Source organism: Roseateles sp. (assembly GCF_039929605.1).
GTDB lineage: Bacteria > Pseudomonadota > Gammaproteobacteria > Burkholderiales > Burkholderiaceae_C > Pelomonas.
In genome coordinates, this window is the sequence record NZ_JBDSQX010000098.1 from 21173 (window position 1) to 35762 (window position 14590).

A 14590-nucleotide genomic window follows, 5' to 3' on the forward strand; every position below is an offset into this window, starting at 1 on the left:
CTCACGCCAGGCCGAGCCTTGCGCAAGGCCCGGAACACCGGTAGTAAGTCATCGTGGCACGCCCTGGGCATACGCCCGGCGACCGCGCTCAAAGCTGCGTGCGCAGGGTCCTGGCCAGCATCTCCCACAGCCGCTCCGACCACGGGCGCTGCCGCCACTCATCCAGCGTGATGCGGCGAGCCTTGGCCCAGTCGCCCTCGAACACGGCTTGCTGCTGCTGGCCGAACTCGGCGTTCAGCACGTTCAGGTTGGCCTCGTCATTGAGGCGGAAGGAGCGGTTGTCGAAGTTGGTGGACCCCACCGACGCGAACATGCCGTCCACCACCAGGCCCTTCACATGGAACATCGTCGGCTGGTATTCGGCGAACTCAATGCCGGCCTCCAGCATCGGGCCCCAACTGCTGCGCGAGGCCTTGCGCACGGTCTCCGAGTCGATGTGGCCGCTCGGCGTCAGCACGCGGATCTTCACGCCCCGCTTCGCCGCGTCCACCAGCGTCTGGATCGTCAGGTCGTCGGGCACGAAATAGGAGTTGGCCAGGGCTATGGTCTTGCGCGCCGCCGTGATGGACAGCAGGTACATCAGCTGCATGCTCTCGCTGCCGCCGCTGGGCGAACTGCTGAACATCTGCGCCGAATACGTTCCCCCCGGCTGCAGCGCGGGGAAATAGGCCTCGCCGTGCAGCACCTCACCGGTGGCGCGCATCCAGTTGTCCAGGAACACCGACTGCATCTGCGCTACCACCGGCCCGGCCACGCGGTAGTGCGTGTCGCGCCACTCCGTCTCGTTGCGGGCGTTGCCGCGCCATTGGTCGGCAATGCCCACGCCGCCCGTGAAGCCGATGCGCCCGTCGACGACCAGCAGCTTGCGGTGGGTGCGGTTGTTCATCTGCCCCCAGTTGGCCCAGCGTGGCTCGTGGAAGCGCTGGCAGGCCACGCCGGCGGCTTTCATCTCGTCCAGCATCGCCTGATCCATCTTCATGCTGCCCACCCAGTCCAGCAGCACGTTCACCTTCACGCCGGCCCGGGCGCGCTCGGTCAGCGCGTTAGCGAACTCCCGCCCGATGCTGCCCGACCAGTAGATATAGGTCTCGAAGTTCACCGTCGCCTTGGCCGAGCGGATGGCCGCCAGCATGGGCGGGAAGATCTCGTCGCCGTTGCGCAGCGTCTGTACCTCGTTGCCCTCCACCAGCGGCGGCCCCAGCAGCGCGCTCAGCGCACGCCTGAATTCCGCGTCGTCGGTCTCGTAGAGCTTGGACAGCTTCTGGTCGATCTTGGTCTCATGGGTCGACAGGTTCTGATACAGCAGCACGCCCAGCAGCGTTGCCGCCGCCGTCACCAGGACAACGATCCACGTGGAATGCCTTGCCGCCTTCATCAAATTGCTCTGTCCCCGCGCGCCAGAACTGGCCGCAACGATGCTAGGGAGCGCTCGGCCCGGCTGGCGTAGGCCGGCGCCGCGTCACCGCCAGCGCCGGCGCTGTTCAGGCGCGCTCCACGCGGCGCTGGAAGCCGTTGCATTGGAGCGGCGCTGGCCCTGGGCATCGGGCCCGCGCAGTGCTACTTCAGCAGCAGCTCCTGCAGCTCCATGCTGCCCGCCAGCTTGCGCATCACCTTGCGCTCGCCGGAGGCCGCTTCCATCTTGTGCTGATCCATGGCCATGAAGGCCTCGTACTTCTTCTGGATCTCCAGTTGCTGGGCATTCGACAGATAGTCCTTGGACTCGATGGCCAGGATCAGGTCCGGCTCGCCCTCGCGGGCGTTGTTTACCTGGAACACGTGGTAGGAGACGATGTAGCCCTCCTTCTTGCCGAACTCGCTGGATTTCTTCCAGGTCTTGGCCAGGAAGTCCATGTAGTTCTCGGCCTGGCCGGGCTCGATCTTGATGCTGGAGAAGTTCCAGACCGTGCCGGGCTTGTAGCTGGACTCCTGCGCCTGGGCCGTGGCCGAGCCAAGAATCATCAGGCCCGCTGCAAACAGTGACGTCGTGATGCGTGTCGCGAACTTCATTTGGAGGACTCCTCACCCGTTGACGCCGGTGATCGCGCTCGCGCGTGAGTGCGCCGGGGCACTGTGCGCCTGCGGCCAGGCTGGCGGTGAAGGGGGTGGCACCGGGCTGCTGGGGGAGCGGCATTCATCTTCAGGATGCTGGGGGGTGCTAAGGCAACGCTGAACAAGTCCCTCGCGCGCAGCGCATCCCTGCTTTGGGCGGCCTGCGGCGTTGCAAATCCTCGCCATAGCCAGCTATGGCTGCGGTTTGCGCCTTGCAGGCCTTCCCAAACCAGGGCGCGCTGCATCGCGGGGACTTATTCAGCGTCGCCCTAAGTCAACGCCACCACGGCGCTTATAAACAGCGACCTGGTGCGCGTCTACGAAAAGATGGCCGCCGACATCCGCGACTCGTCGGAGCCCGACGGCAAAGTCCCGACCATCGCGCCGGAGTTCGTCAAGTTCCTCGATAAGGACGGCAACGACACGCCGTTCCGCGATTCGCCCCCCAACATATTGGCCGGGAGTTCGTTGGGGTTCACCTTGTTCACCCCAACCTACGAGCTTCTCAGCCCCCCGACTTGTTCGGGCTGCGCCAGGCCCGCTCGAAGGGCAGTCGCCACGCATGCGGGGCGATGAGTTGGTGGACGGACTTGGGGCCCCAGCTGCCCGGTTCGTACAGACGCACGGGCGGCGGCGACTCCAGCAGGGCGGTCGATACCTCCCACAGGCGCTCGATGCCCTCTGCGGTACAGAACAGCGTGTGGTCACCCTTCATGGCGTCGAGGATCAGGCGTTCGTAGGCCTCCAGCACCTCGCCGGCCAGGCCGGTGTCGTGCATGGCGAACTGCAGGCTCAGCTTGTCCAGCCGCAAGCCGGGGCCGGGGCGTTTGCCGTAGAAGCTCAGGCTCATCTTGCTGGCGTCGGCGAGGTCGAAGGTCAGGTGGTCGGGCCCTTGCGCACCGACGCCGCTGCCGGGCGGGAACATGCTTTTGGGCGGCTCGCGAAAGGCGATGGAGATGATGCGCTGGCCCTCCGCCATGCGCTTGCCGGTGCGCAGGAAGAAGGGCACGCCCGCCCAGCGCCAGTTGTCGATGAAGCACTTGAGGGCGATGAAGGTCTCGGTTTCGCTCTGCGGGTCCACGCCGGGTTCGTCGCGGTAGCCGCTGTACTGGCCACGCACCACGTCGGCCGGCTGGATGGGCAGCATGCTGCGGAAGACCTTGTTCTTTTCCTCGCTGATGGGCGCTGGCTCCAGCGAGGTAGGTGGCTCCATTGCCATGAAGCCGAGGATCTGGAAGAGGTGCGTCACCACCATGTCGCGGTAGGCGCCGGTCTGCTCGTAGAACGCACTGCGCTGCCCGAGGCCCAGGGTCTCGGGCACATCGATCTGCACGTGGTCGATGAAGTTGCGGTTCCAGATCGGCTCGAACAGGCCGTTGGCAAAGCGGAAGGCCAGGATGTTCTGTGCCGGCTCCTTGCCCAGGAAGTGGTCGATGCGAAAGACCTGGTCTTCGGCGAACACCTCGTGCACGGCACGATTGAGCTTGACGGCACTGGCCAGGTCGGTCCCGAAGGGCTTTTCCATCACGATCCGCGCATTGGCCACCAGGCCGGCTTCGCCCAGCACCTTCACGGCCGAGAGGGCCGCGTTGGGCGGCACGCTCAGGTAGTGCAGGCGCTGGCTTTCGCGGCCAATGGCGGCTTCGGCGCGCGCGGCGGCCTCGGCCAGGGCAGCAGGGCCGGCCGCGAGCGGCACGTACTCCAGCCGCGCGGCGAACTCGGCCCAGTCAGCGTCAGCCACCGGGCGATTGAAGAACTGCGCCAGGGCCTGCCGCGTCAGCGCGCCAAAGGCGGCGGTGTCGATGTCATCCAGCGACACGCCGATGATCCGGTAGTCCGGCAGGAAGCCCGCCGTGCACAGGTGGAACAGCCCCGGTAGCAGCTTGCGCTTGGCCAGATCGCCGGTGGCGCCGAACAGCACCACCAGCTGAGGTAAGCGCGGCCCAACGCCGGGCGATATTTTTGCCATGTTCGAGGTGCTCCTGCGGTCAGCCACAACGCTGGATACGTTAGCAAGGATCGAACCATCGGGCGGGTCGGCGCGGCCGGGAGCAGGCTCGGGGGCGGGTCTCAAATCCAGATGCCTTGACCCCGAACTTTCGGCGGTACTTAGATTTGAGACCTAACCTCGAACTCGCGCCTCAAAGCGTCTTTAGTAAAGAAGCAATGCCTGGGTCAGTCAAATATGGTTTCATTGCCGGCCATCGAATAATGCTGAAGCGATTGGTCTTGTCTACTTCAACGGCCTTCTTTATGGCACCCTGAAGGAGTTTCCGTTCCTCTAGTACAGCAAGAACGCCGACTTTTGTCCTTTCGCAATTGGAGAATTGCAAGACTTTCTCCAGCCTCGCACGATCAGGCTTTGCGTTGCCAAGTTTGCGGGATAATTCAAAGTTGACAATCTCTGTTCCGGCTTCGGCGGTGTAATTTATTGGCGCGAGAAATTCGCGCAATTGCTTTTCTGCCGCCTTGTAATCGCCAGCCGACAAGAGATAGTAGGCCTGCATCGTAATGTCGCTTTCCCCTGTTTCTTCAAAATAGCGCGCGGATTCTTTCAGGCATTCATGAAAATCTTTTTTTGCGTCCAGAAGTGCAAGCGTCATAGTGTGTTTCCATTTTTTATTTAAGCGATGCCCCCATTTATCAAAAAGTTGCTGAGCTTCCTCGATTCGTTCTAGGTCGCACAGAGTATCTATAAGTTGAGTGAGTACTTCCCAGTCGAACTTAGACGCTCTCAATGAGTCCCGTAAGAGTCGAATCGCTGCCTCATCGTCACCAAAAGCTTCTCTAAGAATGGATGCTGCTAATGCAGCCAAGTCCGGATCCCGATTTATATCCTCTGTTAGCTTCTCAAGCTCTTGCCGTAACGCAGTCTCATCGCCAAGGGATTTTAAGGCTCTCAGTCTAGTGCGGGCAAATGCCAAATGTTCATCTAGGTATCTTTCCTCCGCAATATTGATGTTATTCAGCAGTAACTCGAGCCCAGCTTTTTTCTCCGCATCCTTTTGCGTGGAGTACCGCTGTCGCTGCAATTCTAAAGTTTGACTGGCATACGGATTTTGATCTACAAGTTTTGTTATCAGTGCCAGAGTGGCTAGATCTCGTCTTTGACTGTCAAACTCCTTTAGCTCAATCGCTTCAAAGAGAGATGACCAAGCAGAGTTGCTGGTTGAGGGGTTTATCCTTAGTGCAACCTCGGCTGCTATCGTCGCTTCTTCTAGCAGCTTTGCGCGCTCGGCTCCATATTTGCCTCTCGCCTGTTGGATTTTCGTTTCGCACAATTGAATCCTTGGAGTTATTGCATATGGATCAACGTCAATAGCTCGCTGTATTTCAATCAGTCTTTCAGATCTGTTGGCCAACAACCGAGCTTTTCGTAAATACGAGGCGGCGCGTTTGGGGTGTAATTTGATGATCTCGTCTGCCGCAGTCATTGCTGCTGCTTGATCGCCTCTCGCCATATGAGCATTGATACATTGCTCTATTAGCCGTCGGCGGATTTTTGGACGTGGTGATTTGGCTAGCGCTTTCTTGGCTTTTTCCAATGTTTCCGCGTATTGCTCCGAAGCCATCAAGTCGGATAGCCCGCCTAGCAATAGCATTTCGTCATCGGTGAAATTTTCGCCAATCGATGTTCTGTCATCGTCGGTATCGCCGGCGATAAGATTTGCAAGCGCCGACCTTTTCGACTGACGCTCTAAGCGGATGCGAGCCTTCTTTAAAATTTCGGTGGTTGTCGGTACTCCTGTGCTTGATGCTAGTAACATCGTAAGGCCTTGGTTGGATCGCCGATTGATGCCAAGCGCAGATTCGGGGACGCATTGCCCTGGATTGAATGAGCCATACAGCTCGGCAAATAGCTCGTCAAAACCATCGATTTCAACAAAGTAAACGCGATCTCTCAATAGGAGTTTCCTGAGATCTTCTGATATTTCGGTGTCTTTTCTTAGGCACCAGTAAATGCCAGTTTTTAGATATTCTTCTCGCCGAAGGAGCGCTTGCAGATTTTCCATAATAGATCTGTCGGCTCCCGAGTAGCCTACAACTATTAGGCCATGATCCTTTGAGAACTCAGCAAGCTTTGCTTTCATGTTCTGCTCAAGGCTTTCGGTTTCCCTGATCGTGCTTTTTAGGTCATCAAATAGATAGTCGCCATGCAGCTTTATGACTTTTGGTCTTTTGGACGTTACTGTTACGCTATTAATGCTTGAGTCATGGGCGCAAACAATGGGGCGGTCATTCGAGAAAAGGTAGAACGCCTCATTTATGAGATCATCGAAGTTCGTGGTAAATACGGTGTTGAAGTGACCCTGTTCAATCAATGAGGTGAGATACGCGTATCCAATAGAAGGCGTCTTTCCTGCCACCTCTGATTCGACGAAAACGCGCCGTTGGCGCTGAAGGTCAAAGCGGCGCTCAAATAGCGATGAATATTCATGTGCGGGGTCATACCACGTTGAACCTCTTTGACGCAGTAATTCGACCTGATTCGCCTCGGATAGCTTGTCAGTCACGCCTAGTTCTAGGCAAGCCTGAGTTCGCCATTCCTTTATAAGAGTTGATGCCGGTCGTACACCCGAAGTAACCGAGCATCCAGCACCAAGCAACAAGCAGTAGTTGGAGTGATCGTCAGTTCTATTGCCTATATATCGCGCCAAGTCGACTAATGTTCTTTGCTTGGTTGGGAAGTGTTTGGCCAATTCGGAGGAGTTCATTTTTTCCCTTGAGCCAATTGCATGGCTATTTTTTTGTGGTCTGCGGACTCTTTGCGTGTGCCGTAGTTGCGGCTAATTGACTATCCGTCAAAATCTGTGGCACGGCCCTGGGATTAAACCCGAGGCTCTGCGAGCGTGTAGATCCGGCGCTACGTCAGGACCCGCAGTCGCATTGGTGTTGATGCGCAGGTCGCGCGCGGGGTCCGGGCCCGGGGTCAGGTCTCAAACCTAAAGTCCATCACCCCAAGCTTTGCCCACGCAGCCGCCTGTACAACGTATTCCTGCTGACCCCCAACCGCCGCGCCGCCTCCGACACATTCCCGCCCACGGCCGCCAGCGTTTCGCGGATGCGGGCCTCGGCCAGTTGGCGCAGGTCGTCGCACGGCGTAATCGCTGACGCCGTGTCCAGGCTGGCGGCGCCCGGCGCTTCACGCACCTCATCCCCCACGAGCCCCGCTGTCACCACATCCTCGCCGTCGTCCAGCAACGCCACCCCCATCCTCACCACATTCGCCAGCTGCCGCACATTGCCCGGCCAGCGGTAGCGGCTGAACGCAGCCAGCACTTCGTCATGCAGCCGCAGCGCCCGCTCCGGCGCCTCGGTCTTCAGCAGACGGGCGACCAGCTCGCTCAAATCCGACCGCTCCCGCAGCGGCGGCAGGCTGAGCGTCAGGCCGTTGAGGCGGTAGTACAGGTCCTCACGAAACCGCCCCGCCGCCACTTCGTCCTTCAGCCGCTGGTGCGTGGCGCAGATCAGGCGGAAGTCGACCGAAACGGCCGCGCCGCCGCCCAGCGGCGTGACCTCGCGGTCCTGCAGCACGCGCAGCAGCCGGGCCTGCAGCGCCTGGGGCATGTCGCCGATCTCGTCCAGCAGCAGCGTGCCGCCGTGGGCTTCGCGGATGCGGCCGGGGGCGCCTTGGCGGTGGGCGCCGGTGAAGGCGCCGGGGCGGTAGCCGAAGAGTTCGGCTTCGATCAGGGTCTCAGGCAGGGCCGCGCAGTTGACGGCGACGAAGGGCTTGTCGCGCCGCGCGCTGCTGGCGTGGATGGCCTTGGCCAGCAGCTCCTTGCCGGTGCCGCTTTCGCCCTGCAGCAGCAGCGGGATGGCGGGCTTGTCGAGCAGCTTGCGGGCGCGGTCGAGCAGGGCGCGGAAGGGGGCGTCGCCGGTGTCCAGCGCGGCCAGCGCGTCGCGCGGGCGCCAGGGGGTGTCGGTGGGCGGCACGGCGGGTGGCGTGGCGCGGGCGGCGGTGGGCGCGCTGCGGCGCAGGGTCTGGCCGGCCTCCACGCGCAGCCACAGCGGCGTGGCGCCCGGGCGGGGCAGCGCACAGGGGGCGGCGCCCAGGGCCAGCAGCGCGCGCAGGTCCAGGCCGAGCACGCGCTCCACGGTGGCGGCGCCGATGTCCTGGCGGGTCAGGCGCAGCAGTTCCAGCGCGGCGGTGTTGGCGCCGGTGACCCAGCCGTCTTCGCTGAGCGCGAGCAGGCCTTCGGTGAAGGTGCCCAGGCCTTCAACCTGCGCGTGCAGCCGCAGGTGCAGGCCGGCGCGGTGGCGGGCGGTGAAGAGCTGGTGCTCGATCATGCGGGCGCCGCTGCGGGCCAGGGCCAGCGTGTGGCGGTGGTAGCCGCGGCGGTCGCCGGAGATGTCGAGCACGCCGAGCAGGGTGCCGGCGGGGTCGGCAATCGGGGCGGCGGCGCAGGTGAGGAAGCCGTTGCGCTGCAAGTAGTGCTCGCCGGCGTGCACGACGACCGGGGCGCCCTCGGCCAGCGCGGTGCCAATGGCGTTGGTGCCGCGCCATTGCTCGCTCCAGACGGCGCCGGGGCGCAGCGCGACGCGGGCAGCGCGGTCGGCAAAGTGGGCATCGTCACCGCTGGCGTGCAGCAGCAGGCCGTGGGCGTCGGCCAGCAGCACGAGGCTGTCGCTGCCCTGCACCTGTTCGTTGAGGAAGGCCATCACCGGCCTGGCGTGGGCCATGAGCGTGTGGCGGTGCTCCTGCGCGCGGGCAAGCTGGGCGGCGCTGGCGTGGGGCGCGCCTTGCGGGCGGCCTTCGGGCGCGAGGCCGAAGTCGCGGCAGCGCGCCCAGCTGGCTTGCAGCGGCCCGGCAATGAGGCCGCTGGCGACGGTGCCGGTGTCCAGCCATTGGCGGCGGGCCTGGCGGATGCGCTCGGGCGGGGTGGGGGCGGGCGTGGCCATGGTGTCTCCTGCGCGGCCGTAGGGCCTGTTGAACGCTACGGCAACGGGTCGAGTTGCCGTAGTGTTCAACAGGCCCAGGGCTCTGAGGCGCAGAGCCTGCGCCAGGAGGCGGACAGTAGCCTGACGACGGAGCGCGTCAAGCGGCTGTGCCGGAATGGCACGTTGTGCGACGCAGTTGTTCCATTTCGGGACAGTACCGGCGTCAGATGCGCGGGGTTTAGACGTGGCCGGGGTGGCCTCGGCGCAAGCGGCGTTGGCATGGGCTTTGCGCTGAATGCAGCGACCCGGTCACCGTTCAGGACGCCGGGCGTACATCCCATCCGGAGACAAGCCCATGACCGTTTACGCCGCCCCCGGCGCCGCTGGCGCCAAGATTGCCTACAAGCCCCGCTACGACAACTTCATCGGTGGCAAGTTCCAGCCGCCGGTCGAGGGCCAGTATTTCGACGTGATCTCGCCGATCAACGGCAAGGTCTACACGAAGGCGGCGCGCTCAGACGCGAAAGACGTGGAGCTGGCGCTGGACGCCGCCCACGCGGCCGCCGCTGGCTGGGGCGCCACGCCGGCGGCCGAGCGGGCCAATGTGCTGCTGCGCATCGCCGACCGCATCGAGCAGAACCTGGAGCTGCTGGCCTATGCCGAGAGCGTGGACAACGGCAAGCCAATCCGCGAGACGCTGAACGCCGACATCCCGCTATGCGTGGACCATTTCCGCTACTTCGCCGGCTGCGTGCGAGCGCAGGAAGGCGCGCTGAGCGAGATCGATGGCAACACCATCGCCTATCACTTCCACGAGCCGCTGGGCGTCGTCGGCCAGATCATCCCGTGGAACTTCCCGCTGCTGATGGCGGCGTGGAAGGTGGCGCCGGCGCTGGGCGCCGGCAACTGCGTGGTGTTGAAGCCGGCCGAGAGCACGCCCATCGGCGTCCTGCTGTTTGCCGAGCTGATCGCCGACCTGCTGCCGCCGGGCGTGCTGAACATCGTCAACGGCTACGGCAAGGAGGCCGGCATGCCGCTGGCCACCAGCAAGCGCATCGCCAAGATCGCCTTCACCGGCAGCACGGCCACGGGCCGCGCGATCGCGCAGGCGGCCGCCACCAACCTGATCCCGGCGACGCTGGAGCTGGGTGGCAAGAGCCCCAACCTGTTCTTCGACGACGTCATGGCCGAGGACGACGCGTTTCTGGACAAGGCCATCGAGGGCCTGGTGCTGTTCGCGTTCAACCAGGGCGAGGTCTGCACCTGCCCGAGCCGCGCGCTTATCCAGGAAGGCATGTTCGACAAGTTCATGGAGCGCGCCGTCAAGCGCGTGGCGGCCATCAAGCAGGGCAACCCGCTGGACACCGACACGATGATGGGCGCGCAAGCCTCGGCCGTGCAGATGGACAAGATCGAGACCTACCTCGCGCTGGGCAAGGAGGAAGGCGCCAAGGTGCTGATCGGCGGCGGTCGCGCGCAGATGAGTGGCGACCTGGCGGGCGGCTACTACATCCAGCCCACGCTGTTCCAGGGCCACAACCAGATGCGCATCTTCCGTGAGGAGATCTTCGGCCCGGTGCTGGCGGTGACGACCTTCAAGACCGAGGCCGAGGCGCTGCAGATCGCCAACGACACGCCCTACGGCCTGGGCGCCGGCGTGTGGACGCGCGACGGCAGCCGGGCGTATCGGCTGGGCCGCGGCATCCAGGCCGGGCGCGTGTGGACCAACTGCTATCACGCCTACCCGGCACACGCGGCCTTTGGCGGCTACAAGGAATCGGGCATCGGCCGCGAGAACCACAAGGGCATGCTCGACAACTACCAGCAGACGAAGAACCTGCTGGTCAGCTACTCGCCGAACGCGCTCGGATTCTTCTGATCGCCTGGCACCCCGGCTGACAACCGGGGCTTCGGCGGCGGCGCCGTCAGGCCAGCATCGCTGTCCTGCAGCGCGCTGAACCACTCAGCGCGGCCAAGCACCGTTCCGCTGAGCTAGGGATGTCGGGTAAGTTGACAGCCCATCGTCTATGTTGCTACGCAGCACCGGCTAACGCCTTGATCTGCAAAGAAATGATGGCGGTGGCATCAGTATTGCGTTGACCTGAGCCCCACAGGTCTGGAGCCTCGTCATGCGTCTGTCATCCCTTGCCGTCGCCCTCGCTCTGGCCCTGCCGCTCGCGGCCCAGGCCGCGCCAATCACGCTGACCGGCACGATCCGGGACTTCAACTTCGCCGGCACCGTGTCGAGCGGCGTTGGCGGCCACCCGGATTTCGAGGCCTTCCTCGGTTCCGCCACGGGCATCGTCGAATCGACGCTGGGCGGCGATGGCAAGCCGGTGTTGTCGGCCGTGCACCCGACGGTGACGAGCGCGGCGTCCTTCCACCAGTGGTACCACGACGACCCGACCGTCAACGCCACCGGCAGCATCACGATCACGCTGGACCCGATCACCGCGACGACCTACCAATACAGCAACAACAATTTCTTCCCCATCGACGGCCTCTTGCTGGCCCAGAACATCGGCGGCCACAACTTCGCTTTCACGACCGAGTTCCACACCCAGTTCACCTACCAGACCGCCAACGACGACAACTTCTCGTTCAGCGGCGATGACGACGTGTGGGTGTTCATCAACGGCGTGCTGGCCATCGACCTCGGCGGCGTGCACGGCGCCATTGGCGGCAGCGTGAATCTCAACACCTTTGCCGCCTTGAACGGCCTCGTCAACGGCAGCGACTACACGCTGGACGTCTTCCAGGCCGAGCGCCACACGACGGGCTCGAACTTCACGATGACGACCTCGCTGCAGCTCGTCACGCCACCGACCGGTGAGCTGCCCGAGCCGGCGTCGCTGGGGCTGGTGGGCGCGGCCCTGCTGGCAGCCGGCGCTGCAGCGCGCCGCCGCCGCTGAGTTCTACGCGCCAACGGCAAGGGCCGCCCGAGGGCGGCCCTTGCTTTTGCGGGCGGCGGATTACTTCTGGCCCGTGCAGTTGGCGTAGAAGCTGGTGGTTGCCGGCCAGTCCGAGAACACGCCCAGCACGCCGACCTGCTCGGCCAGCACGTCCAGCATGCGGAACATGTCGCCTTCGCGGGTGATGGCGCTGTCGAAGCTCTGGTAGTACGAGCCGTTGTTGCCGTCGGCCAGGATGCCGCTGCGCTCCAGCGACCAGGTGATGATGTCCAACCCCGCCGCCTTGGCGTTGCGGGCGTATGGCGAGGGCAGGATGTTGCCGCTGGTGTCGGCCGTCAGCAGCTGCCACAGCGGTGGCGCGACGATGCGGATGCCTGCGGCGCGGTAGGCCTTGAGCTGCTCGAAGGTGGGTACGTCGGCCGGCCCGTTGGCATCGTCGAGGTAGACCGCCTGGCGGCCGAAGGCGGGCTCGTTCTTCACCCAGTACAGGATGTCGTTGATGTCGAAGCTCTGCGCCCAGACGTCACGCGCGGGCACGCCGGCCGCCTTGTGCTCGTCGATCATCTTCTGCGCGTAGGCGGCCTGGCTGAAGCCGTCGAATGGCATGGCAACGCTGGCCGACTTCAGCTCGGGCGTCATCTTCACGCCCAGCTTCTTGAACAAGGCGATGGCTTCCTTCAGCGTCAGCAGCGTGCCGCTGGTGGGGCCGGCGTAGAGGTCGGTGCGGAAGTTGGCCGTGCCCGCCTGGTACTCGGCCACGGTGCGGCCGCGCGGGTTGGACGCGTCCATCTTGCCGCGCAGGGTCTTGAACTCGGCCAGCGTCAGCTCGCTCGTGCGGCACTCGGCGGCGGCCGGTGCGACGAGCGTGCCGGCGGCGTCGAAGACAGCGGGCGTGAAGGGCTTGACGCACTTGCTCGCCAGCGGCGTGGCGAGGATGTTGGTGGTCGTGTGCAGGTCGTTCTGCGCGTGGCGGCAGACGAGTTCCTTGTCCTTCGTGAAGGTCACGTCGCACTCGACGACGCCGGCGCCCATGCGTGCTCCCGCTTCGTAGCTTTCCTTGGTGTGCTCGGGGAACTGCAGCGGCGCGCCGCGGTGGGCGATGGAGAAGAGCGTCGGCTTGTAGCTCTCGCGCGTGGCGGCGCAATGCTGCAGGCGCTTCTTCAGCGGGCTGTCGGCCATCTCCTCGACGAGGAAGAAGGGCCGCGGGCCGAGCTGGACGCTGGCGATGCCGCTGTCGTTGCCATGACCGCGGCGGTTGCCGTCAAAGTCGTTGGCGCAGGCGGGGAGGCTGGCAACGCCGAGCGCGAGCAGTGCAAGGCGGGTGAGGGTGCGGCGCATGGGCTGTCTCCGTGTGTGGGGCAGCCAAGGCTAGGCGGCCTCAATGAAGCCGTGGTGACAGCGTAGAGAGCGAGTTAGGGGGAGTGCGGGTGGCCGTTGTCCGCCTTGCGCGGGAAGGGCGCGAACATCGCGCCGAGCACCGACGGGATGGCCGCGAACATGACGACGATGAAGTAGGTCTTGTAGCCCAGGTGGTCGGCCAGCGGGCCCGAGATCATCTGCGTCGGCACCAGCGTCAGGTTCATGATCGAGTTAGCAAACGCGTAGTGCGTCATGTGGAATCGGCCCGGGGAGATCTGCTGCATCATGTACAGCATGTTGGCGACGAAGCCGAAGCTGTAGCCGAACTTCTCCAGCGTCACCAGGCTCGCCACCGTCCAGAACGACAGCGTGTGCCCCGGGCCTGCCAGCTGCGACAGGACGACGAAGGCGACGTGCGGGATGTTCAGGCACAGCGCCATGATCACCAGCGTGCGGCGGTTCAGGCCGTACTTGGCCATGAAGGCGCCGCCCAGCAGGCCGGCCCCGAGGCTCACCACCGTGGAGATGGTGCCGTCGATCAGCCCTTTGTCCTTCAGTGACAGGCCGACGCCGCCCAGGTCGGGCGAGGCCTGCAGGAACAACGGCCCCAGTTGCAGCAGCAGCCCCTCGGAGCTGCGGTACAGCAGGACAAACATCAGCATGCCCCAGATGCTGTCCTTCTTGAAGAAGTCGACGATGGCATCGCCGAAGGTTCGGAAGGCCGCGCGCGCGCTCACGGGCCGGTCGCCGATGCTGCCGGTGGGCAGCGCGAACCAGTGGTAGACGGCCAGTGCCGCGAGCGTGCCTGCCGACATGACCAGCGCCCAGCTCCAGGCCGAGGTGGTGCTGAGGTGGTGGTCCTCCTTCAGCGAGCCGGCGATCCAGACGACAAGGGCCGTGCCGAAGAGCTTGCCGACGTTCCAGAACACGCCCTGCACGCCGATGTATTTGGCCTGGCCCTTCTCGTCGAGCGCGGTGATGTAGATGCCGTCGACGCAGATGTCCTGCGTGGCCGAGCAGAAGGCCATGACCCAGAGCACGGCAATGGTGATCTGGAAGTAGTTGGGCAGCGGCAGGGCTGCGGCGATGCCGCAGAGCAGCACGGCCATGATGACTTCCATCCACAGCACGAAGAACTTCTTCGTCTTGAACATGTCCAGGAAGGCTGCCCACAGCGGCTTGAGCGACCAGGTGATGCCGACGCTGGCGGTGGCCAGCGTGATCTCGCCGTCGCTGTGGCCGAGGTCCTTGAACATCGTGCCGACGACCCAGATCACCATCGCGAAAGGGATGCCTTCGGACAGGTAGGACGTGGGGACCCAGGACCAGGGATTCCGGATGGTTGTGTTGCTTGAGGTCATGGGTCTGAAATCGGCTGTAACTTTTCTAGG

Annotated in this window: 9 protein-coding genes; 2 read left to right on the forward strand and 7 right to left on the reverse strand. The window is 63.8% G+C overall.

Annotated elements, in window-relative coordinates; translation table 11 throughout:
• Window positions 1-88: 88 nt before the first annotated feature.
• The 5 genes from ABIS05_RS13185 to ABIS05_RS13205 all read right to left on the reverse strand — a co-directional run bounded on the left by ABIS05_RS13185 (window position 89) and on the right by ABIS05_RS13205 (window position 8949).
• A complete protein-coding gene (locus tag ABIS05_RS13185) occupies window positions 89-1375 on the reverse strand; it encodes a phospholipase D-like domain-containing protein (RefSeq protein WP_348013579.1) in 1287 nt (428 codons plus the stop codon).
• Window positions 1376-1557: 182 nt separating this feature from the next.
• Window positions 1558-2007 carry a hypothetical protein gene (locus ABIS05_RS13190; protein ID WP_348013580.1) on the reverse strand — a complete coding sequence of 150 codons (450 nt, stop codon included), beginning with the start codon at window positions 2005-2007 and terminating at the stop codon, window positions 1558-1560.
• Window positions 2008-2554: 547 nt separating this feature from the next.
• Window positions 2555-4018: a glucose-6-phosphate dehydrogenase gene (gene zwf / locus ABIS05_RS13195; RefSeq protein ID WP_348013581.1), complete on the reverse strand. Its 1464-nt coding sequence runs from the start codon at window positions 4016-4018 to the stop codon at window positions 2555-2557.
• Between the two features lie 172 nt (window positions 4019-4190).
• A complete protein-coding gene (locus tag ABIS05_RS13200) occupies window positions 4191-6764 on the reverse strand; it encodes an SIR2 family protein (RefSeq protein ID WP_348013582.1) in 2574 nt (857 codons plus the stop codon).
• Window positions 6765-7002: 238 nt separating this feature from the next.
• On the reverse strand, window positions 7003-8949 hold the full coding sequence (locus ABIS05_RS13205) for a sigma-54-dependent Fis family transcriptional regulator (protein ID WP_348013583.1): 1947 nt from the start codon (window positions 8947-8949) through the stop codon (window positions 7003-7005).
• Window positions 8950-9283: 334 nt separating this feature from the next.
• Here ABIS05_RS13205 and ABIS05_RS13210 point away from each other — a divergent pair, with 334 nt between their 5' ends.
• Both ABIS05_RS13210 and ABIS05_RS13215 read left to right on the forward strand, forming a co-directional pair.
• The gene (locus ABIS05_RS13210) at window positions 9284-10807 is read left to right on the forward strand and encodes an aldehyde dehydrogenase family protein (protein ID WP_348013584.1); all 1524 of its coding nucleotides are present in this window, start codon (window positions 9284-9286) and stop codon (window positions 10805-10807) included.
• 250 nt (window positions 10808-11057) lie between these two features.
• Window positions 11058-11840 carry a fibro-slime domain-containing protein gene (locus ABIS05_RS13215; RefSeq protein WP_348013585.1) on the forward strand — a complete coding sequence of 261 codons (783 nt, stop codon included), beginning with the start codon at window positions 11058-11060 and terminating at the stop codon, window positions 11838-11840.
• Between the two features lie 60 nt (window positions 11841-11900).
• On the opposite strand, the gene ABIS05_RS13220 is transcribed toward ABIS05_RS13215, so the two are convergent.
• Entirely contained in the window at window positions 11901-13178 is a 1278-nt protein-coding gene (locus ABIS05_RS13220) for a glycerophosphodiester phosphodiesterase family protein (RefSeq protein WP_348013586.1), read from the reverse strand.
• A 74-nt stretch (window positions 13179-13252) separates the two neighbouring features.
• A complete protein-coding gene (locus tag ABIS05_RS13225) occupies window positions 13253-14560 on the reverse strand; it encodes an MFS transporter (protein WP_348013587.1) in 1308 nt (435 codons plus the stop codon).
• Window positions 14561-14590: the final 30 nt, after the last annotated feature.